Annotated in this window: 27 protein-coding genes and 1 pseudogene; 12 read left to right on the top strand and 16 right to left on the bottom strand. The window is 59.6% G+C overall.

The genetic code is table 11. The features are described from left to right. Positions 1-4 precede the first annotated feature (4 nt). The gene (locus tag FHX10_RS05035; protein WP_028756549.1) at positions 5-898 is read left to right on the top strand and encodes a LysR family transcriptional regulator ArgP; all 894 of its coding nucleotides are present in this window, start codon (positions 5-7) and stop codon (positions 896-898) included. Between the two features lie 39 nt (positions 899-937). On the opposite strand, the gene FHX10_RS05030 is transcribed toward FHX10_RS05035, so the two are convergent. Together FHX10_RS05030 and greA are read right to left on the bottom strand one after the other, a co-directional pair. Then, positions 938-1,297 carry a hypothetical protein gene (locus tag FHX10_RS05030; RefSeq protein ID WP_183844995.1) on the bottom strand — a complete coding sequence of 120 codons (360 nt, stop codon included), beginning with the start codon at positions 1,295-1,297 and terminating at the stop codon, positions 938-940. Between the two features lie 93 nt (positions 1,298-1,390). Continuing rightward, positions 1,391-1,873, bottom strand: a complete 483-nt coding sequence (gene greA, locus FHX10_RS05025; RefSeq protein ID WP_183844994.1) for a transcription elongation factor GreA — start codon at positions 1,871-1,873, stop codon at positions 1,391-1,393. A 245-nt stretch (positions 1,874-2,118) separates the two neighbouring features. On the opposite strand from greA, the gene FHX10_RS05020 reads away from it, so the two are divergent. After that, entirely contained in the window at positions 2,119-2,838 is a 720-nt protein-coding gene (locus FHX10_RS05020) for an MgtC/SapB family protein (RefSeq protein ID WP_183844993.1), read from the top strand. A 13-nt stretch (positions 2,839-2,851) separates the two neighbouring features. On the opposite strand, the gene FHX10_RS05015 is transcribed toward FHX10_RS05020, so the two are convergent. From FHX10_RS05015 to FHX10_RS05005, 3 genes are read right to left on the bottom strand one after another with little or no spacing between them, the layout of a single operon-like run. Further along, on the bottom strand, positions 2,852-3,037 hold the full coding sequence (locus tag FHX10_RS05015; RefSeq protein WP_028756545.1) for a DUF3008 family protein: 186 nt from the start codon (positions 3,035-3,037) through the stop codon (positions 2,852-2,854). 35 nt (positions 3,038-3,072) lie between these two features. After that, positions 3,073-3,282: a DUF2945 domain-containing protein gene (locus FHX10_RS05010; RefSeq protein WP_097594268.1), complete on the bottom strand. Its 210-nt coding sequence runs from the start codon at positions 3,280-3,282 to the stop codon at positions 3,073-3,075. Positions 3,283-3,335: 53 nt separating this feature from the next. Next, positions 3,336-3,569: a DUF2171 domain-containing protein gene (locus FHX10_RS05005; RefSeq protein ID WP_097594267.1), complete on the bottom strand. Its 234-nt coding sequence runs from the start codon at positions 3,567-3,569 to the stop codon at positions 3,336-3,338. Between the two features lie 278 nt (positions 3,570-3,847). On the opposite strand from FHX10_RS05005, the gene FHX10_RS05000 reads away from it, so the two are divergent. Then, positions 3,848-4,048, top strand: coding sequence for a hypothetical protein (locus FHX10_RS05000; RefSeq protein WP_047610309.1), 201 nt, complete (start codon positions 3,848-3,850; stop codon positions 4,046-4,048). 186 nt (positions 4,049-4,234) lie between these two features. Here FHX10_RS05000 and FHX10_RS04995 read toward each other — a convergent pair whose 3' ends face one another. After that, entirely contained in the window at positions 4,235-7,027 is a 2,793-nt protein-coding gene (locus tag FHX10_RS04995) for a DEAD/DEAH box helicase family protein (RefSeq protein ID WP_184389116.1), read from the bottom strand. Positions 7,028-7,045: 18 nt separating this feature from the next. Further along, positions 7,046-7,276, bottom strand: a complete 231-nt coding sequence (locus tag FHX10_RS34850; protein ID WP_246721286.1) for a hypothetical protein — start codon at positions 7,274-7,276, stop codon at positions 7,046-7,048. 217 nt (positions 7,277-7,493) lie between these two features. On the opposite strand from FHX10_RS34850, the gene FHX10_RS35645 reads away from it, so the two are divergent. Next, positions 7,494-8,513, top strand: a complete 1,020-nt coding sequence (locus FHX10_RS35645; RefSeq protein WP_018242426.1) for a GlxA family transcriptional regulator — start codon at positions 7,494-7,496, stop codon at positions 8,511-8,513. Between the two features lie 95 nt (positions 8,514-8,608). On the opposite strand, the gene FHX10_RS04985 is transcribed toward FHX10_RS35645, so the two are convergent. The 5 genes from FHX10_RS04985 to FHX10_RS04965 all read right to left on the bottom strand — a co-directional run bounded on the left by FHX10_RS04985 (position 8,609) and on the right by FHX10_RS04965 (position 13,167). Continuing rightward, the gene (locus FHX10_RS04985) at positions 8,609-9,940 is read right to left on the bottom strand and encodes a diguanylate cyclase (protein WP_047610311.1); all 1,332 of its coding nucleotides are present in this window, start codon (positions 9,938-9,940) and stop codon (positions 8,609-8,611) included. A 186-nt stretch (positions 9,941-10,126) separates the two neighbouring features. Beyond that, the gene (locus FHX10_RS04980) at positions 10,127-10,957 is read right to left on the bottom strand and encodes a response regulator (RefSeq protein WP_047610313.1); all 831 of its coding nucleotides are present in this window, start codon (positions 10,955-10,957) and stop codon (positions 10,127-10,129) included. A gap of 417 nt (positions 10,958-11,374) precedes the next feature. Beyond that, positions 11,375-11,989: a TetR/AcrR family transcriptional regulator gene (locus FHX10_RS04975; protein WP_063475083.1), complete on the bottom strand. Its 615-nt coding sequence runs from the start codon at positions 11,987-11,989 to the stop codon at positions 11,375-11,377. 19 nt (positions 11,990-12,008) lie between these two features. Then, the gene (locus FHX10_RS04970; RefSeq protein WP_183844928.1) at positions 12,009-12,512 is read right to left on the bottom strand and encodes a DinB family protein; all 504 of its coding nucleotides are present in this window, start codon (positions 12,510-12,512) and stop codon (positions 12,009-12,011) included. Between the two features lie 130 nt (positions 12,513-12,642). Continuing rightward, a complete protein-coding gene (locus tag FHX10_RS04965; protein ID WP_183844927.1) occupies positions 12,643-13,167 on the bottom strand; it encodes a DUF6428 family protein in 525 nt (174 codons plus the stop codon). Between the two features lie 42 nt (positions 13,168-13,209). On the opposite strand from FHX10_RS04965, the gene FHX10_RS04960 reads away from it, so the two are divergent. The 7 genes and pseudogenes from FHX10_RS04960 to arsK all read left to right on the top strand — a co-directional run bounded on the left by FHX10_RS04960 (position 13,210) and on the right by arsK (position 17,243). Continuing rightward, positions 13,210-13,566: an ArsR/SmtB family transcription factor gene (locus FHX10_RS04960; protein ID WP_063475086.1), complete on the top strand. Its 357-nt coding sequence runs from the start codon at positions 13,210-13,212 to the stop codon at positions 13,564-13,566. Beyond that, positions 13,563-13,646, top strand: a pseudogene (locus tag FHX10_RS35640) (arsenate reductase ArsC); the annotation flags it as partial. The gene FHX10_RS04960 and the pseudogene FHX10_RS35640, both read left to right, overlap by 4 nt. A gap of 95 nt (positions 13,647-13,741) precedes the next feature. Further along, positions 13,742-14,185 (top strand): arsenic resistance N-acetyltransferase ArsN2, encoded by a 444-nt coding sequence (gene arsN2, locus FHX10_RS04950; protein WP_047610321.1) that lies wholly within the window; start codon positions 13,742-13,744, stop codon positions 14,183-14,185. Beyond that, positions 14,182-14,886, top strand: a complete 705-nt coding sequence (locus tag FHX10_RS04945) for an MIP/aquaporin family protein (RefSeq protein ID WP_183844926.1) — start codon at positions 14,182-14,184, stop codon at positions 14,884-14,886. Before arsN2 ends, FHX10_RS04945 begins: the two co-directional genes overlap by 4 nt. Continuing rightward, entirely contained in the window at positions 14,886-15,314 is a 429-nt protein-coding gene (arsC, locus tag FHX10_RS04940) for an arsenate reductase (glutaredoxin) (protein ID WP_183844925.1), read from the top strand. Before FHX10_RS04945 ends, arsC begins: the two co-directional genes overlap by 1 nt. Further along, positions 15,289-16,014 carry an arsenical resistance protein ArsH gene (arsH, locus tag FHX10_RS04935; RefSeq protein WP_184389113.1) on the top strand — a complete coding sequence of 242 codons (726 nt, stop codon included), beginning with the start codon at positions 15,289-15,291 and terminating at the stop codon, positions 16,012-16,014. Before arsC ends, arsH begins: the two co-directional genes overlap by 26 nt. After that, entirely contained in the window at positions 16,011-17,243 is a 1,233-nt protein-coding gene (arsK, locus tag FHX10_RS04930) for an arsenite efflux MFS transporter ArsK (protein WP_047610330.1), read from the top strand. The genes arsH and arsK overlap by 4 nt, the downstream gene beginning before the upstream one ends. A gap of 21 nt (positions 17,244-17,264) precedes the next feature. Here the strand turns inward: arsK and FHX10_RS04925 are convergent, their stop codons facing one another. The 4 genes from FHX10_RS04925 to FHX10_RS04910 all read right to left on the bottom strand — a co-directional run bounded on the left by FHX10_RS04925 (position 17,265) and on the right by FHX10_RS04910 (position 22,931). Then, entirely contained in the window at positions 17,265-17,531 is a 267-nt protein-coding gene (locus tag FHX10_RS04925; protein ID WP_028758639.1) for a hypothetical protein, read from the bottom strand. Between the two features lie 112 nt (positions 17,532-17,643). Beyond that, the gene (locus FHX10_RS04920) at positions 17,644-20,181 is read right to left on the bottom strand and encodes a mechanosensitive ion channel family protein (RefSeq protein WP_183844923.1); all 2,538 of its coding nucleotides are present in this window, start codon (positions 20,179-20,181) and stop codon (positions 17,644-17,646) included. Positions 20,182-20,272: 91 nt separating this feature from the next. Then, the gene (locus FHX10_RS04915) at positions 20,273-20,824 is read right to left on the bottom strand and encodes a DUF924 family protein (protein ID WP_028757186.1); all 552 of its coding nucleotides are present in this window, start codon (positions 20,822-20,824) and stop codon (positions 20,273-20,275) included. A 334-nt stretch (positions 20,825-21,158) separates the two neighbouring features. Continuing rightward, positions 21,159-22,931, bottom strand: a complete 1,773-nt coding sequence (locus FHX10_RS04910; RefSeq protein WP_097594261.1) for a hypothetical protein — start codon at positions 22,929-22,931, stop codon at positions 21,159-21,161. A gap of 265 nt (positions 22,932-23,196) precedes the next feature. Between FHX10_RS04910 and FHX10_RS04905 the strand changes: the two genes are divergently transcribed. After that, entirely contained in the window at positions 23,197-23,664 is a 468-nt protein-coding gene (locus FHX10_RS04905) for a hypothetical protein (protein ID WP_028758642.1), read from the top strand. Positions 23,665-23,689: the final 25 nt, after the last annotated feature.

The following is a 23,689-nucleotide window of genomic DNA, read 5'->3' as shown; positions in this document are numbered from 1 at the left end:
ATCCATGCTCGACTATCCCGCGCTGCGCGCCGTCGCAACCATTGTCCAGACAGGCAGCTTCGAAAGAGCGGCGGCCGTCCTGAACGTGACGCCTTCGGCCGTTTCTCAGCGCGTGAAACAGCTGGAAGAGCGTCTCGGCGCCGTTCTCATCGTCAGAGGCACGCCGTGCACGGCGACGGAAAAGGGGGAATGGCTTTGTCGCCATGTGGAGAATGTCGGCATGCTCGAAGCCGAACTCTTCGGGCAGCTGCCGGCTCTCGTCGATCCCGACGAGCCCAGCCAAAGGGTCACGCTTCAAATCGCCACGAATGCTGACAGCCTCGGGACATGGTTCGTCGAGGCCATGTCGAATTTCGCCAAAAGCTCTTCCTATCTGCTGAACATCGCCGTCGACGATCAGGATCACACCGCCGAATGGCTGCAGCGCGGGCGGGTGATCGCCGCCGTCACCAGCCTGGAAAAGCCAGTTCGCGGATGCCGGCGTTTTGCGCTTGGGTTTCTGCGCTACCACGCCACGGCAACCCCCGAATTCGTCGCGCGCCACTTTCCGCAGGGCGTGACATCGGAGGCGATACGCAACGCTCCGGCGCTGACCTTCAATCAGAAGGACAGGCTCCAAAGCAGCTGGATCAGGCGAACGTTCGGACGCGATCTCGATTATCCCACCCACTGGCTGCCGTCGCCGCAGAGCTTCGTCGAGGCGAGTCTTTCGGGCATGTGCTGGGGAATGAACCCGACCCAGCTGACCCACGAGCATCTCGCATCCGGACGGCTGGTCGAACTGGTGCCCGACACGCCGCTCGATGTCCCGCTCTACTGGCAGATAAACCGCCTCGCCGCCGACCGCTTGGCGGATCTGACGCGTGAAGTCGTCACGGTGGCCAAGCGCCGTCTTTGATGCATCACTTAAAGATACAGCAGGACCGAGTGCGCTTTGTCAGACGTAAGCCGTGCGGCTGCCGAACTCGCTGGTCTCGTCAAAATTCTTCGTGCCGATGCGCTCGCTTTCGCCGGAGAATTCTCCAGAAGCTTCATCGGCGGGCTTCGATGCGGCAGACGACTGAGATTGGCTGCTTTCGCTCGCTTCGAGCTTGGCGATCTTGGCTTCCAGCGTATCGATGGATTTTTGGATCGTGGCCTTCTCTTGCTCGTCCTGCGTCTGCTCCAGGTCTGCCTTCTTTTCGGCAAGCTGGGCCTCGAGAGAGGCAAGCTGATCCGACGAACTCGAAGACGAGGTTGAAGCGACGGAACTCAAAATTGTGGATGCGGAACTGGAAATTGCGCTGACCATGAGCATGACTTTCGATGGTGGAATGTCACCGTTCTAGCCAGGGAGAGTAAAGGTTCGATAAATAAAGTACCGAATAGTACCAAAATAAATATCGCGCTCTTATGCGATGGCGATGATCTCCAATTCCTGGCCGCCCGCCTCCGCCGCATCGCCGACAGCCTTGCCCATCAAAAGCCGCGCCACCGGCGAGACGTAGGAAATCGATCCGGCCTTGGGATCGGCTTCATCCTCCCCGACGATCCGATAGGTCTGCACGCGCCCGTCATCACGGCGGAAAGTCACCGTGGAGCCGAAGGCGACGGCGTCGATTGACGTAGGGTTAGGCATGATCTGGGCGGTGCGAAGTCTTGCCGCTAAGTAGCGAAGATCACGCAAGGGATTGGCCGTCTGCCGCCGCCGCTCGTTCACGTCTTCGATCGTGCTCGCAGCATCATAAGCTTCGCGGGCCTGCTGGAATTGCAGCTCCAAAGCCTTCTGCCCCGCCTCCGTCACAAGGTTGGGGTGCGGCGAAATCGGACGGTCGGGCAGCAGGGTTTCCGAAGCGGTTTCGAAACTCTCTTCCTTGGTGAAGGCGACGGCCAATCTCGAACTCCGTTTTAGGCGCAGTGCGCGCGCTTTATCGCTGGCGGGGCGAATGCCCCATCTGTTTGTCGGCACCCTACATACACCGACTGCAGACGAACCGCCAATCTTGGCTCATCAGCCGCCACTAGCTTGGGAGCCTTGGGAACGTCCTGACCCGCATGGCGTTTAGACCGGTGCACGGCTGAGGAAGGGCAAAAGCCCCGCGACCAGCCAGAGCGCCACGACAAAGTCTGGACCAACACATGCCTGCGTTCCTGACGGATGCCATGCCGCTGACGCCGAACTGGTGGGATATCGGCACGCGTATCGCGCTGACGGTGGTTGCCGGCGGCCTGATCGGCCTCGACCGAGAGCGCGGCGGTCACGCGGCGGGCTTCAGGACCACGATCCTGGTGGCGCTTGCCGCCTGCCTGGCGATGGTCCAGGCAAACCTTCTTCTCTCGGTATACGGAAAAACGCCTGGCTCCTTCACCCAGATGGACGTGCTGCGCTTTCCCCTCGGCGTGCTGACGGGCGTGGGCTTTATCGGCGGCGGAGCGATCCTCAGGCGCGGCGATATGATGACCGGCGTCACCACGGCGGCGACCTTGTGGTTCATGACGGTGGTCGGCCTCTGTTTCGGCGGCGGCCAGATCCTGACCGGGATGATGGCGACCGCGCTCGCCTTCATCGTCCTGTCGCCATTGAAGCGTCTGGATACGTGGCTGCGCTGCGAACGCAAGGCAACGCTTCTCATCCGCAGCGCCGATGCCGATATCCCCGAACTGTCGGAAGCGCTGAAACCTCTCGCATGCCGTGCTCTGTTCGTTTCCTTTGCACGGACCACCGATGGACGCGCCGGCGTGACATTCGAACTAAGATGGATGGCAAAAGACCATGACACATCTGCCCGTGCGATCTTGAACGCTTTGTCAAAGGCGCATGACGTCGCGGATTTCTCGATGCAGTCGACGACGAACTAAACCTCGCATTCCCTCATTTGGAGACGTGCTCGGGCTTGCCCTTCCTCTTGGTTGAGGCGAACTCCTCCAGCTGTTTTTCGCTCATGGATTCGACCATCTGTTTCGAGGCGCCTTTGAGTTCGCTCTTCGGCGTCTCGCCACGCTTGGCCGAGAGTGCGGCGCCTGCCGCCTTCTGCTGGGCCTTCGATTTGGCTGGCATATCGATCTCCTATTGCCAAACGAGCGACCGCCGGTTCAAAGCTTCCGGAGTTCGTCAGGCTTGTGTGCGGCGCGTTTTCCCGACTTGTCGCTCTCGACGATATATTGCGGTTCGGCCTTCGATGCCTTCACCCTGTGGCCTTTGATCGTCGTCGGACCGCTCTGCTTTTTGACCACCCTGCCCTCGGTCTTTCCCTGGCTGGTATTCCAGCTTACCTCGTCGCCCTTCTTCAATTGCTTCGGCATGGCGGCTCCTGTTTCAAAGAGGCTGCGGCCTGCAAGCCGCAGCCGATGGGCTCTCAGTTGATGGTGGCCCATTGCATCCGGACATCCCTGGCGTTCTTCGACAGATGGACGTGTGCATCGATGTGATCGACCCAATCGATCGGGATCAGGTGGTGCTTGCCGTCTTCCGAATCGAGCTTCGTCAGCTTGATGCGTGTCGGGCCGTCGAGGTGATCAACTGTGCCGACATGGGTGCCGTCGGCAGCCCGCACTTCCATATGCTCACGGATCTGATCTGCGGAAATCATCGTTTCCTCCTTTGCATCATTGTCAGCTACGAACTGGCAACGAGGTGGAGCAAACTTGGTTCCGAGGCATCCGGTCGCGCACCGAATTATGCTCGTCGGGCCAGATGTCGAGGCCAGCCTAGGGCCGCCGGGCACGCTCCGATCATTCAATATCTCTGATGTTATCCATAAGCCCTATTCGTTTGAATGATGAGTTGTCTGGGGCCATATTGGCATTACGGACATGGACGAACCTCCCATCGATCCCCATGTCCTTGACCTAAGAAAGGAACCGGAAAATGACCACGCTCACCTATCGGGGTGGTGGCAAGACCCTCACCTCCAGCGACAGCCGCTTCGATCTGGCACATTATGCCCGCAAGCTCGTGCTCGCCTGGACACGCTGGCAGACGGCCCGCGAAATCGAAGCTATGCCTTTCGACATCCGCAAGGACATCGGCTGGCCGAGCACGGACGACAGCAAACACCGGACCATGTAATGAATGCGACATTCTTCCCAAGATAGGGGCGGCGTCTGCTTCGCGCAACGTCGCCTTTTTCGTCTTCCGAATTCCCGAATCTGCTTGTCGATTGTCGTTCGCCTTGCCGGCATTGGATGGCCCCGCAACTGCATATCAGGCGCAAACGCGCTGAGGCAGCTCGGAGCCCGCATCATACTTTCCCAATTACTCCCACCGGCTAATTCTATCGGTTTTCCTTGTAAACGCGGAAGCGAATGACTTCGCGCGGAATTGGAGCAGTTTCAGGCGACCCTGGACACTGCGCGTGTAAACAAGTTCCGAATAACCGACGTAACGATTCCAGTGCTGGGCGAAATATATGGCATCCTCCCTTTTCCGACCGATGATCGACGGGACTGCATGATAATCCACCCGGTTCAGCCGCCAGAATTTTGACGACCTGACGAGAATGTAGCGGGGATTCTGTGGGGGAACGAGCACTTCCCGTAGAGCGTCGAGAAAGCGGGACCGCTCAATTGTCGTGGCGCCCTCAAGCCGGCAGTAAATTATGCCGTTTTGGTCGAGCGTCGCCTCGACACTCACATTTCCCAACTCTGTCGTTATGACGCCCATATGATGCAGCGTCTCCAGAACGGTTATTCCCACTTGCTTCATGCTCCCTTCCAGGGAGCCGTTCCGCAGCAACAACAGACTGGCTTTGAGTGCGCCCGGCAAGCAGAAGATGGCCAGTAATGCGAACATAACGAACAGGACCAACTCCAGTTGTTGGAGCGATCGGATGTGCGTGACGCGAAAGCTGTGCAAGAATCCGTTCAAGATCATGCCGGCGAGTGCGGCGCTGTGCGCAAACAGAAACTTTGTCGTATTCCAGTTAACTAGCCCCTTGGGGGCATAGTTGCTCTCCAATGTTTCTTGCATCCTCGCAATGGCGCGTTTGCTGTGCAGCGCACTATGCCAGCGGGATCTCAGTGATTTGCGGTCTGCAGCCCTCCGTTCCATCATTTTGTTGATGTCATCAACACCGCGCGCATTCCATTTGGCAGTACCCAGCATCAATCGTTGAAAACCGCTTTGGATCACCGGAGGCTCGCCAAAGGACAAAGCCTCAAACGCGTAAAATCGGCGTTTCAGCGCATCGACGTCGCTGCCCAAGTCTATTGTCATCGTGTCATATGGATCGGGCGCTTTTCTATCGGTCGATTTCCTCCCGAAGCGCAGCGGTATTCTCTGTTCGAGCTTTTCAGGGTCGATGACCGCCAGATGCCAGACGTTCGCAGCCTTCTGAGGGCTTCGAGGATCAATGCGAATGGCACGACCGCGCATCTGATTGGAGAGTACGTATGATCCCACCGTACTTGCCAGGATCAAAGTGTTTACGGACGGTGCGTCCCATCCTTCACCCAGCAAAGCCTGGGTGCCCACCAGGGCCATGATCCCGCCGCGACTGAACAGTTCGGTGATTATATGGACGATATTGCGGCTCGGCTCGCCGCAGAGTTCAACGCTCAGAAAGCCAGCATCGAATACCGCCTGCTGATAACGGATGTGTTCGGCACCGATGCCTAGACGGTCTGCGATCTCGTCAAGAATCCCTTTTGATTCCGCCGGAATGACAACCAGGCTCCCCGTCAGAATTCCTACCTTGAGATCAAGTTCTGACCGCCGCAGCGTCTCGAAGATTGGCACGACGCCCATTCTCTCGATGGGCTGAAGGTCCGTGGGGGCAGTGGGCAGCGCATCCTTCCTTATATAGTCGGAAAGGATAACCATACGGAGTTCGTCACGCATCGACGCGCTTTCGAGCCGGGCAATATCGACGATCGCGTTGAGCTTGCTCACGCTTGATACCAGCCGCTTCTGAACCGATCGTGGATCAGTCAGTCGCACTCTGGCGTGCTCCACTGCCCTAATTTCCCTCAGCCTGTCTTGCTGGCAGCGGATTGCCAGTTCAGCTTCTTCGAAATCACTGCGATAGGTGTAGATAGCGCCGTTCAGCAATACCTCTATCCATTCAAGCGTCAAATCCGGTACTTCACGCGCATTGACCCCGAGAATGTCGAGAGTCGACTGCGGCAGGTCGACATATTGTGATTTCAGGAAGATCAGCATGCTGGAGAAAAAGCGTGCATCGTCCAGTATATGCTCCACATTCTCGATCGGCTGCGTAATCCATGGATGGCGCAGAATTGCCTCCTTGAATTCTGCACTCTCAAGCAGCGTTTCGATGAAGTCTCCGATCTGCGCACGAAACTCGGCCAGCTTCTGTGCTTCCAGCGCACTCGGCAGGCTGAAGTGGACATAATCCTGATGCGGGCAAAGATCGCCTTGCAACACAAGTTCCGGCACGGAAATTTCACCGTCGATCGGCCCGCAAAGCGCCTGATAGCGGTCCCATTCCTGAGGATCTACATCATAAGGAGGCGTCGCTGTCAGCGCGACGACTGTGGGCTGACCTAGTGCTTCCTTGAGCATCGTCAGGGCCTTCCACCACTCGTTTCTAAGATGGTGCGCTTCATCGAGCACAAGGGTGCGAACCTTCTCCTCGCGCAGCTTCGCGATGATTTTCTTACTCGCCTTCTCCGTTTCCTGCTTGCCTGGTTCACCGACTTGCGCCCCGTCGCTGCCCTCCTCTTCACCGTCGGGAATTTCTTCTTCGGACGGATGGCCCGAGAACGCCGCATGCAGAGCTTGATAGGTGATGATCGTGACGGTTCCGGGCGCTCTCACATCGTGGGAAATCCATTCCGGTTCGGCAAGGTCGGCGGGCAGGAACATCGTGCGCAGCCGATGCGCCCATTGGTCCCGGATGGTCTTGCTCGGAGCCAGAATCAAAGTCGCCTCACCGAGCCTGCACATCACTTCAAGACCTAAAACCGTTTTACCGGAGCCGGGTGCCGCGACAATATGCAATCCGTCATCGCCTAAGAGATTTGCAAGATCATCAAGTATCTTCTGCTGATATGCTCGCCACGTGCCCTGAAAAGCGAGGTCCTTCATTTAATGCTGCCTTTTGGATTAAATGCGACGAGTCGTTGTGGAACCTGCGACTAAAATACTCTTCGGGAAACACAGCACCATCTTGGCGTGGGTAATGCAGCGCCAGTTATGCTTCCCGCATGCCTTTTGGCTAAATTTCAACGACAGCGCAATGACATCAGCTGGCTGTAATGAATGCGACATTCTTCCCAAGATAGGGGCGGCGTCTGCTTTGCGCAACGCCGCCTTTTTCGCGGCCTGACTGTCCATTCCCAAGCCCTTTTCAGTCTTGAGTTTCAGTCTCCCGTGAATCTGTCATCTGCGCTGTCCCCGGCCATCCCGATAGTTTGACCGGCCCAAACGTGGGCTATGTCGCATATTTGCTCTTCCCGGCCGCATTTTTCCATGCCAGTGTCGCTTTCAGGACATCGGCGCGACGCATTCCGCGCAACGAATGTGTCATCGCCCCTCGAGCATGGATTTCGCTATGAATAGGATGCAGATCAAGAAGCGTTCACTGGTCTTCTTTATGGTACCGCAATTCACCATGCTGCCCTTTTCGGCGGCCGTGGACACGTTGCGCATCGCCAATCGCATGCTCGGCTATCAGGCCTATACCTGGCGGCTGACCTCTGTCGACGGGGAAAAGGTCTATTCTTCCTGCGGCATCGGCGTCGAGGCCAATTCCTCGCTTGCCGAGGAACGTCGCCATCTCGGCGGCGAAAACCGGCCGGGCATGGTGCTCGTCTGTTCCGGCATCGATGTCGAGCAGTTCAACAACAAGTCGGTCAATGCCTGGCTGCGTGAATGCTACAATCGCGGCGTTGCCGTCGGCAGCCTCTGTACGGGCGCGCATGTGCTTGCCCAGGCCGGTCTCCTGAACGGCAAGCGCTGTGCCATCCACTGGGAAAACCTGCCGGGCTTTTCGGAAGCCTTCCCGCAGGCGGAGGTCTATGCCGATCTCTACGAGATCGACGGCAATCTCTATACCTGCGCCGGCGGCACCGCCTCGCTCGACATGATGCTGAACCTTGTCGGCGAGGATTTTGGCGAAAGCCTTGTCAACCGCATCTGCGAGCAGCACCTGACCGACCGCGTGCGCAACCCGCACGATCGCCAGCGCCTGCCGCTGCGTGCCCGTCTCGGCGTGCAGAACGCCAAGGTGCTGTCGATCATCGAGCTGATGGAAGGCAATCTCGCCGAGCCGCTGTCGCTGATCGAGATCGCCGACGGCGCCGGCCTCTCCCGCCGTCAGATCGAGCGGCTGTTCCGCCAGGAGATGGGCCGCTCGCCGGCCCGCTACTATCTGGAAATCCGCCTCGACCGCGCCCGCCACCTGCTGGTGCAGTCCTCGATGCCGGTCGTAGAGGTCGCCGTCGCCTGCGGCTTCGTCTCGGCCTCGCATTTCTCCAAGTGTTATCGCGAACTCTACCATCGCTCGCCGCAGCAGGAGCGCGCCGAGCGCAAGATGACCATGGCGACCGCACGGCAGGCAGTTGCCGCCTGAGGCTATAAGAAGGCCGTCGCCGCTTGAGACGTTGGGAAAGGCCTGTCGCCGTCTGATGTGAAAGGCGGCGGCTTCACCCCCGCGCTGGGATGGCGTTATTGCGCCGCCTCTTCCGTCATTCTGGCGTCGGAATAGACCTGGTTTCGGCCGCGGTGTTTGGCCATGTAGAGGAACTGGTCGGCGGCGTTGAGGTAATTCTCGAAAGTCTCGTAACCGCCGATTTCGGCAATGCCGATCGAAATCGTAACACCGAGTTCCTCGTCGTCGGCCGTAACCTTCAGCCGCGAAATGTCCGAGCGGATCTCATCGCAGAGCTTGGTCGCAGCAGCGGAATCCATCTGCGGAAAGAGGATGGCGAATTCCTCGCCCCCGAGGCGCGAGAGAAGATTTTCGCTGCCTTCGAAGATCGTAAACAGCCTGTTTGCGACAGCCTTCAGCACCTTGTCGCCGATCTCGTGGCCATAGGTATCGTTCAGCCGCTTGAAATGGTCGATATCGAGAATGGCCACGGAACTCGGCACCTTCAGCCGCAGGCACTCGTTCACCAGCTTCGGGCCGTTGTCGTAGAAATAGCGGCGGTTATAGAGGCCTGTGAGATAGTCGCAGGCCGCCGCCGCCCGCAGCTGCCGCATCTGCGCCAGCGTCTCGGCATTGTTGGCGATGCGGCATTGCAGTTCCTCGGCGACAAAGGGCCGGTAGACGAAATCGCTGGCGCCGGCCTTGAGGAAACTCGCCGAAAGCATGCGGTCGTTGGAGGCGGAAACGCCGATGACACGCAGCCTGTCCGAACCGAAGCGATGGCGGATGCGTCGCGTCAGCTCGTAGCCGCTCATATCGGGCATGTGGTGGTCGGTGACGACGAGTTCGATATCGCTGTAGGCCTCGAGCGCTGCCAGCGCCTCGAGCCCCGAACTTGCCTCGACGACGAGATATTGCTGCGCCTTCAGCAGGTCGACGAGCACCTGGCGCGCCGAGGCGACATCGTCGACGACGAGCACCCGCGTCTTGCGGTTGGAGATCGCCCGCCGGACGGTGGCGACCAGATTGTCGAGCGCGAATTCATTGTCCTTCAGCACGTAATCGATGACATTGCGCTCCATGATCTTGTTGCGCGTGTTGAGATCGAATGTCGCGGTAAAGACGATCGCCGGGATATCGTGCTCGATCGTGCAGTCGAGTGCTTCGCCATAGGGCGAATCCGGCAGGTTGAGATCGACGACGGCCATGGTGTAGCCGTGACCGTCCTCGGCAAGTTCTTTGCGAAGAGCCTTCAGTGACGGGCAGGATTTGACGGCAAGGCCGAGCTCGGTCTGGAACCGGTGACAGAGCACGGCAGAAAACATCCGGGAATCTTCAACCAGAAGTATTTTTAGCCCGCCGGAGCGGAGCCCAATGCCATCTCGCTGAAAATCCGCTTGAAACGCCACAGCCGCTATTCCCCCATACGTCCGACGGGCTCGACTCGGCCCTCTCCCCGGGGCGGACGATAGCCGAGAGGCTTATGCGCGTGAAGGGGACAAATGAAAGCGACATTACCTCTAATTGCAAAAATTCGACGACTGTCCCCGACAGTCGCCTCCGGCCCCCTGCCGATACCGATGCCGGAAGAGCCGTCAGGCAACCGCCCGCTCCTTGCGCATCGATTGAATTTGCAGCAGCGTATCGAGGTTCTGGTTGACGCGGCAGTAGAACTCCTCGTCGATGAAGGGACGCAGCATGAAATCATTGCCGCCGGCCTTCAGGAATCGTGCCGAAAGCAGCCGGTTCGACGAAGAGGAAACGCCGATGATGCGCAACTCATGCGAGCCGATATTGGAGCGGATGCGCCGCGTCAGCTCGAAGCCGTCGATGTCGGGCATGTTGTAATCGGTAATCATCAGGCCGATATCGCGATTGGCCTTCAGGATCTCCAGCGCCTTGCCGCCGTTCTCGGCGACGCTCACACGGAAATTGTAACGCTTCAGCCGGCTCGACAGCAGGGCGCGCGCCGTCGCACTATCGTCGACGATCAGCACATGGTGGCGATGATTGGTCAGGAACCGGCAGATCGATTCCGCCAGAAGGTCGACGGCGAAGATATTGTCCTTGAGGATATAATCGACGATGTCCTTGGCCATCAGCTTGTCGCGCATGCCTTCGTGGAAGGTGCCGGTAAAGACGATGGTCGGGATGGAAAGATCGACCAGATACTCGAGCGCTTCGCCGTTTTCGGCGCCGGGCAGGTTGATGTTCGAGATCGCCAGCGTGATCGGATCGGAAGACTTGTCGTAGGAAAACTGCAGATCCTCGAAGCTGCGGCAAATCTCGACATCAATGTCGAACAGCTCCTTGAGGCGTTTGCTGATCATCGAGGTGAATACGTTGGAATCTTCCGCGACAATAATGCGCGCGCCAGCAAACATTTCCCCGGAATATTGCATCCCCGAAATACCTAGAAACGCCATAGCAAACCTTTGATGTAAAATCTGTCCCCGGATCAAATCGATACATCAATTGATTTGAATAATTATTAATCAGCGCGCCGGGATATGAAGCGAAGAAGCGGCCCGATGGGATCGCCCTCGATTTCCTGCAGATATGCTTAAGAAATCAGGCATGAAGCATCGCATTCTCGGCATCGAACGGGCTTTGCCGACAACGTCACATTACGAGGATCGCCACGCCGCAGCTTGTTCCCCTCATAATATAGCCTTTAGAGTGGCTGGACGGACTTGCGACAGGATTTCCGCCTTGCTTTCCAAAGCGTCTTCGTTGCCTCGTGCAGATCTCAGCAATGGAGCCCAGGCTATTCAACACGACCTGACCGGGTGGACGCCTGATCTGGCAAGTGCCCTCCGGGGTCATCCCTGGATGCCCAGCGCTTAATCCATACCTGACGGCAAGCCCAGCGAGCGCAGGAAATGCGCCTCGATCGCGCGCAGCAATTGGGCGCGGGCAGCCGGCGTCTCGCCGATGCCGGGCTGATTGACCACACCGTGCAGGGCATTGAACAGGAACACCGCCGTGAAGCCGGGATCGTCGACCGACCAGGCATTCTCGCCAGCGCCAGCGGCAAGCAGTTCGTTCAGATGGTCGATCAGGATGTTGCGCGAAAGTCCTTCCTTCGTTGCGGGGGGTGCCGCCACGAAGGCGAGATGATGCAGCCCGGCCGCGTCGAGATAACCGGTGGCGCATGCCGTCGACCAGGCCGCCAGCTTGCCGTGCCAATCCTCCTGCCCTCGTCCTTCGATCGCCGCGACGATGCCATCCAGCACGCTTTGCACGAAACGGGCGCGCAGCGCCTGGAGAACATCGGCCTTCGAGGAGAAGTGCAGGTAGAACGTGCCCTTGGCGACCCCGGCCCCCGTCGTGATCTCCTCGATCGTCGTCTGCTCCAGGCCCTTTTCCAGAAAAAGCCGCTCGGCCGCGATCATCAACTCGTCGCGCCGCTCTTCGGCGGGCTTGGTTCTCGGTTTTGAAACAGGATCGGCCGGCATCGACGGGACTGCTCCACTCTCATTGACGGCGCGCGGGATCGGTCCTGTGCAGGTAGCCGGTAAACACGTCGCGCATTGCGGTGGTCTCGATATCAGGCAGCAGGCGACCGACTTCACCGCGATGATAACCGCCATGCGTCACCACATGGGCGAGCATCTCTTCGCGGGACATGCGCCCGCGTCCGCCATCGGTGAAGGTGAAGTCGACGACCTCCTCCATTTCCTGAAGGCCGATCCGCGAGGTGTAATCGATATACCAACGGTCGGTATCCCGGATATCGGCCGACAGCTGCGCCAAAGGCGGCGTTTCGCTGCTCCAGCTCGCCGCGTAGATATGACGCCGCCCCTGAAGATTGGCGACGAAGATGCGATCGACGAGATGAGCGTGGTTGAGCACGCGAAGCGCCGACCGAAACGCGTCGGATGGCGCGTCAGCCTCGAGCGCGTTCAAAGCATCGAGAAGCTCATCGTCGACGCTGGCTTTGTATTGGAACAGAGAGTTCAACAGGGTCTGCGCGCTCATTGCGATCTCCGGGCGTGAAATGGATGCCGCCGGTAGTAGCCGACAGTCTCGATTTATATGACTGACTGGTGGTCAGTCAATATTTTTTCAATTTCACTGCTACCGCTGCTCTGCCGCGATCTCATGAGTTTTACGCGCAGCAGCCGCTCTTTGCCGCGGCCGGACCGCAGCAGGCGGCTGCCCTGCTGCTTTCCTCCGCCAGCCAGCGATCGCGCGGCTTGCAGCTTGCCGGCCGCGGCGATAGCTCGACATACACGGCGCCGGCGCCGAGAATCGGCCTCGCCGCGCAATAGAGCTGCATCGGCCGCACGCCGTCACTGACCTCGAAGGTGAGCTTGGCCGAACCGTCGAGCTGCACATGCTCCGTCACCTTGCGGATGATGGAATAGAACTTGCCGGCCGGCATATGTGCGCGGTCGCCTTCCTCGATGTCCCAGAGCTGGATGAAGATCTCCGCCCATGCCTCGGGATTGGCGCCGCAGTCGAGGCCTGAGAATTGGCCCGCCTTGACCTCGGTGACATGATAGCCGGGCTTTACCGGCTTGCCGTCGTAATAAAAAATCAGCGGAGAATCCTTAGCGCCGCCAAGCATCTCGAGCAGCAGGCCGAGATCGATGTCGTTCTCTTGAATTTTGCTGTTGTCGATGATCTTCATATCAGTTAATCCTTGCTTCAACAGTTCAAGGATTATTGAAATATGGATCAACGTCAAGCCCTCATAGCGTTCGGCGCGCTGTCGCAGGAAACCCGCCTGCACATCGTCCGTATGCTCGTGGTTTCGGGTCCCGGCGGTATGGCGGCGGGCGCGATCGCGGAGAAGGCGGAGGTCTCGCCGTCCAATATCTCCTTCCATCTGAAGGAACTCGAACGGTCCGGGCTGATCGCGCAGCAGCGTGAATCCCGGTCGATCATTTATACCGCGAACTACGAGGCGCTAGGTGGCCTGGTTCGCTTCTTGATGGAAGATTGCTGCTCCGGGCATCCGGAAATCTGTGCCCCTGCCGCGGAGGTCGCGGCCTGCTGTGCGCCAAAAGGGAAGGAGAAACTGCAATGACCACTGATCGCGTTTACAATGTGCTCTTTCTCTGCACGGGCAATTCTGCCCGCTCGATCCTGGCGGAATCGATCCTGCAGCCTCTTTCCTCGATCGACAACCTCGCGCTTCAATCGCACCTGCATCAGATCGGCGCCATGGAAGGCACGACAGCAAAACCGTCCAAGGCCGGCTGATGGGTTTCGATTTGAACCAGCAGGCCTTGGAAGGGCCCGATGACAACCTTCGCGCCGTGCTCGCAGCCGCCGGACTTCCGGTCGATGACCTCACAGACCCCGGCCGAAGCTTCTACCGGTTTTCGCGCGGCGGCCAGACGGTCGGCTTCGGCGGACTGGAACTCTATGGCGAGGCCGCACTCCTGCGTTCCATTGTCGTGCTGCCCGATCAGCAAGGCTTTGGCTTCGGCCATACGATTACCCTTGCCTTGCTCGATCAGGCCCATAAGAAAGGTGCTGCTGCTGCCTATGTGCTGACTGAAACGGCCGCCCCGTTCTTTCAATCGCTCGGTTTTCTTCCGATCGCCCGCGATGATGCGCCCGCCGCCATCCTGACGACGCGCCAGGCCGCAAGCCTGTGCCCGGCATCCGCCGCCTTGATGGTCCGGAGCCTGCCGGCATGAGCGCGCCAGTGTTTCCGCTGTCTCGACGACTCGCCGCCGAAGCCCTGGGCACGCTGTTGCTGGTGGCAACCGTCGTCGGATCCGGAATCATGGCGGATAGCCTGACGAACGATACGGCGCTTGCGCTGCTCGCTAATACGCTGGCAACGGGGGCGGTGCTTGTCGTCCTCGTCACCATCTTGGGCCCGATTTCCGGCGCGCAATTCAATCCGGTGGTGTCGCTGGTTTTTGCGCTCCGGCGCGAGCTGCCCGCCTCTACCCTTCCGGCCTACATCGCCGCGCAGATCGTCGGCGGCATTGCCGGAACGATGCTCGCCCATGCCATGTTCGCTCTTCCCCTGCTGCAGGCCTCGGAAACCGTGCGGACCGACGGCGCACAATGGCTCTCCGAATTGACGGCAACCTTCGGCCTCGTCTTCGTCATCTTCGCCGGTGTTCGCTTTCGCGCCGATGCCGTGGCATGGCTGGTCGGCCTTTATATCACCGCCGCCTACTGGTTTACCGCTTCCACGTCGTTTGCCAATCCCGCGGTCGCGATTGCCCGATCACTGACGCACACATTTTCCGGCATCCGCCCGATCGATCTACCGGGTTTTCTCGTTGCTGAAATCCTCGGCGCATTGCTGGCGCTGATGTTCGCGGGATGGCTGTTGATGGAATCCCGCAATCCTGAAACCCTGACCAAGACGGAATCTGCCTGATGACTATCGATGTGACGATCTATCACAACCCGGAATGCGGCACCTCGCGCAACACGCTGGCGATGATCCAGAACACCGGCATTGAGCCTAATGTGATCGAATATCTGAAAAACCCGCCGTCGCGCGAACAGCTGATCAAGATGATTGCGGATGCAGGATTGAGTGTTCGCGAGGCGATCCGCGAAAAGGGCACGCCCTTTGCGGAGCTCGGCCTCGACAACCCCGATCTTACCGACGATCAGCTTCTCGACGCCATGCTGAAAGATCCGATCCTGATTAACCGCCCCTTCGTCGTCACGCCGCTCGGCACACGCCTGTCGCGGCCGTCGGAACTTGTCCTCGAAATCCTGCCGGAAACGTATAAGGGCGCCTTCACCAAAGAGGACGGCGAGAAGGTGCTCGATGCCGAAGGCAAGCGCATTGTCTGATCTGCCCGCAGCATCTCCGATGCATCCGCATCAGCCGAATATGGATGCACTCAGGCCGACGTTCTCGACGCACAAGCCTCGCATCCTGATCCTTTATGGCTCCCTGCGAACAGTGTCCTACAGCCGCCTCCTCGCACAGGAGGCCGCACGGCTGCTCGAATATTTCGGCTGCGAGGTACGGATCTTCAATCCCGAAGGTCTGCCGCTGCCTGACGAGGAACCGGCCAGCCACCCAAAAGTTCAGGAACTGCGCGAATTGTCGGCATGGTCGGAAGGCCAGGTCTGGGTCAGTCCTGAACGTCATGGCGCAATGAGCGGTATCATGAAAGCGCAGATCGACTGGATTCCGTTGTCGGTTGGCTCGGTGCGGCCGACACAAGGCAAGACGCTGGCGGTGATGCAGGTCTCCGGCGGTTCCCAGTCGTTCAACGCGGTCGGCCAACTGCGCATCCTTGGCCGCTGGATGCGGATGATCACGATCCCCAATCAGTCCTCCGTCGCCAAAGCTTTCCAGGAATTCGACGCGAACGGCCGTATGAAACTCTCATCCTATTACGACCGCGTCGTCGACGTCTGCGAGGAACTGGTGAAGTTCACACTGCTGACCCGTGATGCCTCGAACTATCTGACCGACCGCTACAGCGAACGGAAAGAGGAAGCCGAAAAGCTCGAACAGCGCGTCAGCCTCAGGTCCCTATGACAATCAGCGCCGAACGACCGCCGTTAGCCGCCATCGCCGCACTCGGGCTCACGCAGATCATCGGCTATGGCAGCCTCTATTACAGCTTCAGCATCCTCGCCCCTGACATGGCCCGTGATCTCAACTGGTCATCGGAATGGATCTTCGGCGCCCTCTCCGCGGCGCTTCTGATCGGCGGCCTGGCCGCACCGCTTATGGGCACATGGATCGATCGCTTCGGCGCGGGCAGGATCATGACATCAGGCTCGGCGATTGCCGCAGCCGCCCTTATCGCCTGCGCCTTCGCACCGGGAAAGATCGCTTTTATCGCAGCATTGATCGGCATCGAGGTCGCCTCGAACCTGGTGCAATATGGCGCCGCCTTCGCCTTGCTCGTGCAGATCAGGCCACGGGTTGCTCAGCGCAGCATCACCTACCTGACGCTGATCGCCGGCTTTGCCTCGACCATCTTCTGGCCGATCACCACGGCGCTGCACGCGCATCTGTCATGGCAGAATGTCTATCTGATCTTCGCCGCGCTTCATCTCGCCATCTGCCTTCCCCTTCACGCCTGGCTCTCCCGTGGCGTCAGCGAGACCAGGAAACGGACCGGAGAGGCGGCCGCAAAACACGTCGAGCCGAGCCTTCAGCCGTCGGTGCGCCGGCCGGCCTTTATCCTGATGGTGACGGGCTTTGCTTTGGAGAGCTTCGTGAACGCGGCACTTCTGGTTCACATGGTGCCTGTGATGTCGGCACTTGGCCTCGGCGCCATGGCAGTGGTGGTCGGAACGCTCTTCGGCCCGTCACAGGTGCTCAGTCGCCTCATCAACATGGTCTTTGGTGAGAGCTTGTCGCAAGTGATGCTGGCGATCATCTGCGCCGTCCTGCTGCCGGCAGCCCTTGTCATCCTCATCGCCACCGCACCCTCGGTGCCCGGCGCGCTGGTCTTTGCAGTCGTCTTCGGCCTCGGTTCGGGCCTTAACAGCATCGTCTACGGAACCTTGCCGCTCGCGCTCTTCGGAAGCGATGGCTACGGCCGGCGGCAAGGACAAATCATGTCAGTCCGTCTCGTCGTCGCCTCGATGGCGCCGTTCGCACTCGCCTTCCTGATGGGCAGTCTCGGCGTATCATGGTCACTGTCTATCGCAGCATTGCTCAGCACCGTCGCCGTCGCCGCATTCTTCGCCATTCTGCGGCTGACGCGCCCGATTGCCCGGTCGGAAGCGGTTCCCAATCCCGGAGAAGCTTGAGCGCATCAATCAGTGCAGCCGCTACTTGACGACGGCCGAGCCCTTGACGATGTCGATCGTCTCGCCGCCGTCGAGTCCGATGCGGTCGCCGTCGGGCGTCGTCATGAAGCAACCGGAGGGGCAGAGGCTTTCCGAAGCGCCGGCATCGACCACAACCTCGACGCGCTGGCCGCTCTCGGTGATGACGAGCACGACGGCCGCCGGATCGGTGTTGGTAACGGATGCCGCATAAGCCGCGGGCGCGGCAAGCAGCGGGACAAGCAGAACGGCGGCAAATCTTGCCATCATGTGCGGCGGCGCTGGCGCGCCCTCCCCTCGAACGATCGGTGCTGCCCCCGGCAGCGATCCCGATGGAAGGGATCATGCACGCACACCCGTGAATGATGGCTGAATGACCCGTTCAGCTCTTGAGATTGCCGTCCGCCGTCCGGCTGCGCAATTGCCGCACCGGCCGCTCTTCCTCCTCCATGGGCTTATCCCCTGGATTTTCTTGGTCGCCCTTCCGATCCCTGCCCGCATCGACAAGGACGGGAGGAGCCTCTCGATGGATGGTGAGATCGCTCTGCGGCAACGGGATCTCGATCCCCTCGGCCTTGAAGCGCTGGAGGATCTCGATCCTCAAATTGTTGCGCACCGTCATGCCGTCGCCCATGTCGGCGAGGAAGAAGCGCAGCTCGAAATCCAGCGAATAGGGACCGAAACGCAAAAATTCGACATGCGGCTCGGGGTTGCGCATGACGAGCGGAATCTTGGCGGTCAGTTCCAGCAGGATATCCATCACCTTCTGCGGATCGGCGTTGTAGCTGACGGATACGGGGATTTCCGAACGGCCGATCTTGTTGCGATGCGTCCAGTTGCCGACGAGCCCGTTGATCAACTCCGAATTCGGCACAATGATCGACTGCTTGCGGAAGGTCTCGATCTCGGTGGCGCGCACCGAGATACGCTTGACGATGCCTTCGGCCGTGCCTGATACAACATGGTCTCCGACCTTGAACGGCCGCTCGACGAGCAGGATCAAGCCGGAGACGAAGTTGGAAACGATGTTCTGCAAGCCGAAACCGATGCCGACCGAAAGTGCTGAGGCGACCAGCGCGAAGCTCGACAGATCGATGCCGGCCGCCGAAACGCCGATGATCGCCGCGATGCCGACGCCGAGATAGCCGATGCCGGTTTTGACCGAATTGCGCACGCCGAGATCGACATGGCTTCTTGCCATCACATTGCCGTCGAGCCAGCGCTGCAGCCAGCGTGTCAGCAGGTAGACCCCGGCAAACAGCAGAATGCCGGTGCAGATGCCGAGCAGCGAGATGCTGATGCCGCCGAGCCTGACCTCGGTGAACAGCCGGTAGGCGATCAACTGCAGATCCTGCACATGGAAGCCCCAGAGCAGCAGGATCAGCGGGATGCCGACGAGAAGCGCCACGGCATAGATGGCAAGGCCGACGAGCAAGCCGGCCTGGTCGATCGCCACCGGCCCAAGCTTGAAGCGGCGCGTCAGGAAGCTTGCAAAGAAGGTGTCGCCGAAGCTTTCCTGCTTTGATATCGCCTTGCCGGAGAGCAGGCCGACATACATGGTGGCAACGACCGCGCCGGTGATGATGAGCTGCGTGGCGACGAAGCGCGCCAGCCCGACATAACCGGTCAGCGCGGTGAGGATGAGACTGGCGCCAACGACGCGCAGGATGATCCCCATGCCGCGCGGCCAATGCCGGCCCGGCGCATCGGGATCGCCGTTCTTCGCCAGCATCGGTTTGCCGAACGAGGCCGCGATCAGGATCAGGCCGATGATCAGCGCGGCAATCAGGCTCCTGACCACGGTCAGCACCAGCGGCGAGCCCATCGCCTCGCCGATCGTCCCGAACAGATAATCGAGCGCGTTGACGATCGCCATCGCCAACAGGCAATAGCCGATCGAGCGTGCGCCGAGATTGGAAAGCCGGACGAGCCGCCAGCGAGGTTCGTCCGGTGCGAAGATGGCGTTGACGAAACGGCCGACGAAATAGACGAGCCCGATCGCCGCAAACAGGGCGCCGATGACAGGTGCGATGTCGGGCCGCAGAACATTGAAACTATTGAGGAAGAAGAACGAGGTGACGAGCAGTACCGAAAGCGCCAGGGTGCGGATCAGCGTCGACCAGAAGGCGATCGACAGCCGGCCGATATAAGACGGGTTCTCGATCGCCTCGTCCCGGCGCAGATACGAGCCGAACAGCCGATAGCTGCCGGATAGCAGAATGAGCGCCGAAGCAAGCGACAGGAAGATCGCGGCAAACAGCGGGAACCGCTTGAACTTCCAGACGAAAGAGGCCCAGCTCGACAAAGCCTGCGAGAATTCGCTGGCCTCGTGCACGAAGGCGCTCACGGCATCGTCGAGCACCGAGACGGAGATCTCGGTGCGCCTGAAAAGCGTGTCGGCGAAAAGCCGCCGCCGCATTTCGATGATTTCGTTGAGGAGCTTCGTCACCGCGATCGACAGGTTTTCGGCGTCACCGGTCACCGCGTTGATCTGCGCACGCTCGGCAGTCAGCGCATTGCGCTCGTCCGTGACGATCTTCGCCTCGGGCGGCTGCCCGTCCTTCGGCGGATCGCCGATCTCGGCAAGCCGGTTCTTGATCTGGTCGAAACGCGGCCTGAGATTAACCGATATGGTAATGACGGCGCGGCTGAGCTCGTCAGCCTTGGTGGCGAGCCCGACCAGGGCATCGTCATTGTCGGCATTCTGCTTGGCGCCGTCCTGCAGTGCCGTCAGCTGGACCTTCGCCTTTTCGATCTCCTTCGCCGCCTGGTCGAGTGGCGTATCGGTAAGCGGTGCCTCCTGCGCGGCAGCCGGTGCCTGCGGCTCCTGGGCGAAGGCCGCAGCACCCTTGAAATGCGCGCCCGCGACCGCCAGCGTCAGCAGAAGAATGGTGCGAAGCAGGATCGGTCTCAGCCGCAAAAGCGCCTCCGGAAGGGTTGTCGTCAGGATAGAATGCCTGCTTGTCATAGCAAAGAAAGGCGACAGAAAGGCGGAATATCCCAGGAAAGCCTCAGAAACCGGCATCGGGCCTGGAGAGATAGTCGCGCTCCGCCGCCGTCGACTCCCGCCCGAGCATGGCATTGCGGTGCGGAAAACGGCCATAGGCGGCGATCACGTCGCGGTGGCGGATCGCATAATCGCGATATTCCTCATCGCCAAGCGCGGTGAACAACGCCACCGAACGTTCCTGCTCGTCAAGGTCTTCGGCATGTTCGAAGGGCATGTAGAAAAAGGTGCGGCATGCCGCTTCAACCGCCTGGTCGGCGCCTGCTGCGAGCGCGAGCTTGGCTTCCCGAAGCGCCAGCCCGTCGGTCGCGACGGCAAGCGGGGTGCCGCGATAGATATTGCGGGGAAACTGGTCGAGCACGATGACGGCCGCCAGCCGGCTTTCCGGGTCGGCCCGCCATTCGTCCCGGACGCCCGCGGCAAGCGCCAGATGGGTATCGCGGAAGCCTTCGCGGATCTCGGCGTCAAGCTCCGGCGTCGCACGGAACCACAGCTCCCGGCCGCATCTGACGAACCAGAAATCATAGACTTCCCCAGGCCTGCGGATCGTCGTCATGCTTCCTTCCCTAGCGTGAATGGATTCACTTCAATCAATTAAATTATTGTAAATATTGGAAATTTTTATAAAATCAACCCTTTATTCGGCTGCCGGTACCTCTCCCCGTAAACGGGGCGAAGAGGATATGCCGCGACCTCTCCATCCCCGCCCCGTCTCGTTTGGCTCGTCCCTCGTCCCGTCAGAACACGAAGGGATATACACATCTCGCAAGGCCCAACCTGCGGCACATGCTTTGAAGTATTGTAGGCCATTGAAGAAGGTGATGGGGCCCGGCAGCTTGGAGGAGGCAGCCGCTCCAGCCTCAGAGCTTGGCGATGATCCAAGCTTCGCCCTATTGCACAGACAGGCCAGCGGCTTCAATTCCCGAAATAAAACGCTTTTGATCTTCGGTCCGCGCCAGCCGCCTGGCGACCTCCTGCCTGATGTTCGGGATCAATGCCGGTGACTCGCGCCTGATCCACTCAAGCTGTTCCTCTGCTTGCTGTTTTTTTCCAAGCGTGCCGAGAATGGAGAGCAATACGAGACGATGCATCGGATTGTAATTGAGGTCCGACATGCGCGACCATAGTTCCGCAGCCTGCGTATCGCCCCGCATGAAGGCACAGAGCGCCATTCCGACCTCGTAATATCCGCGTGGTCCGGCATTCTTGCCGACTGCCTCCGAAATCAGCGTGCAGCCTCTATCCCATTCCCCCGACATCGACAGGCGCAGGCCGTATTCACCTGCCACCTCGGTATCGTTCGGATTGCTGGCGTAGGCGGCAGCGCCGGCGCTCAGGGCTCCGGCCGGATCATTGCCGAAAAAGTTGGCAAGCATCAGTGCCTGAAGAGCGCGTGCATTCTTTGGGTCGAGCCGCACGGCCTGCTCGGCAAGTTCCTTCGCGAGGTCGAGCGTGGCAGCCGTCGATTTCGTGTGAAGTTGGTATGAAAAGCGGAACTCGTCGAGATGAATCAACGAAAGAAGGGCGAAGATATTGGAATCGGACGGCACTTTTTCCACGGCCTGCTGCAGGCAGGATTTTGCCAACTCGTGCGCCTGCACGGTCATTTCGCTGCGGTAGCTATAGTAGGATAGAACGCATGAAAAAACGTCCGTGCTTCCGGCGATGGTCGCGGTATCGGTCTGGAACATGACGCCGAACGGACGCGCGACCGCCGTCGCGATATCCCCGGCAAGGCTCGCTTGCGTTTGCGGGATGCCTTGCACCTTCATGTCGGCATCATAATTACTTGCCCAGATGACGGCGGCATCCGCCCGCCGCACGAGTCTGGCTGTCGAGCGCAGCTTGCTGCCTTCGAGCCGCACACTTCCTTGGAGGGCATAAAGCGGCTGCGACAAAACTTCGCCGGTTCTATTCCGCGGCATGGCGGTGACGACAACGATATCATTGAAGCGGACCAGCTTCTCGATGATGTCGTCGGTGATGCCGCGAGAGATGTCGGAGGCAAGGCTCCCGTCGGAGGCGCTTTCGAAACGCTCGACGATAATGCTAGGGCGATTATCAGCTCCTGATATCGTTTCACGCTCCGTGCTCGGCGACCCGACCTGCTGAAGGAGGGCCGCCGCCGAGGCCAGGACAATCACCGCGCCCGCCGCAAGAAGCCAATATCGGCCCGGCGATAAGCGCCGGTCCGCCTGGTCCCGGCTGATCGTATCCGCAGCCGCACTGATCTGAGCGTTATTGTCGTCTGACGAGCTTGGCAGATCGGACTGCTTGAGCGGCGAGATAGCATTGGGTTCAGCGCTGCTGATGACATTGAAGACCGGCGCGTAGCCGCCCTTGGGGATGGTGATGATGATCCGGTCCGCGTCGCCGGCGGTCAGGTAGTAGTGTTCCAGTTCCCGTCTCAGCCGACCGGCTTCGATGCGAACGCAGGGATCCTGTTGGGCATCGAAGTTCGCGTCTCTGCCAAAAACGGCCTGTGCGATGGTAAAGGCCTTCAGGTAGTCGCGACGGCCTGCAAGCGTTTCCGTGACCACGAATTCAAGGAAACGCCTTGCCCGTTCGGGAAGGCGGAATTCCCGGCTGGAAAGAATGCGCTCAAGTTGCTGCTGCACCTCCTCCTGTGAGGCGGTGACCCTGTTTATGCCTGCACTCGTCATCGGTTCCCCCAGACTCCGATTGCGAACAACCAGCAGCACGCAGTCCTAAACAATAGTCCCCGTCAGGCGTGACGGCAATGCCGCCCAGCCGAATAACCTAACCAATGCTGACCGGATCCCATGAATAGCCAAATGACGGACGTAAGTCACAGTTTACGAAATGCCCGCGTAGGATACCGTATTCTACCGGCACCGACATGTATTTTACTGCCTTAGGCTCCAAGCGCGCTCTATCATCGCCATGTATTCTCTGGAGGAGCCTGCGATGACATCACCTGAGACCTCTACACCCCACCCCATGACAAGCGCAGAGGAACTGCGCAAACGCGCTCTGGAGCTTCAGCTTGTCGAGATGGAGCGCAGCGAAAAGATCAAGGCGCGTGAAGCAAAGAAACACGCGGAGTTCGTCGAGGATTTTTTCCGCAAGCAGATTGGCGAAGCGGAACGCGCCGTCATCAAGCGGCTGGTCATGAAAGCGGCCGCAGACGGCAAATATGAGGCGCTGATTTACAGCTTTCCGTCGACCTTCTGCACGGACAGCGGCCGGGCCATCAACAACAACCTGTCCGGATGGCAGAAGACACTGCAGGGAAAGGCAAAGGAACTCCTCGAACTCTTCGAGGAAGTTGCCAGACCGCAGGGTTACGGGTTGAAGGCCATGATCATCAGCTTCCCGGACGGCATGCCGGGAGACGTCGGCTTCTTCCTCACTTGGGAGCCGCCCGTCGAGTGACCGGCAGCAGATAGAGGCGATCAAC

Source organism: Rhizobium sp. BK591, from assembly GCF_014195045.1.
Lineage (GTDB): Bacteria > Pseudomonadota > Alphaproteobacteria > Rhizobiales > Rhizobiaceae > Rhizobium > Rhizobium anhuiense.
This window is presented reverse-complemented; position numbering and strand designations above follow the sequence as displayed.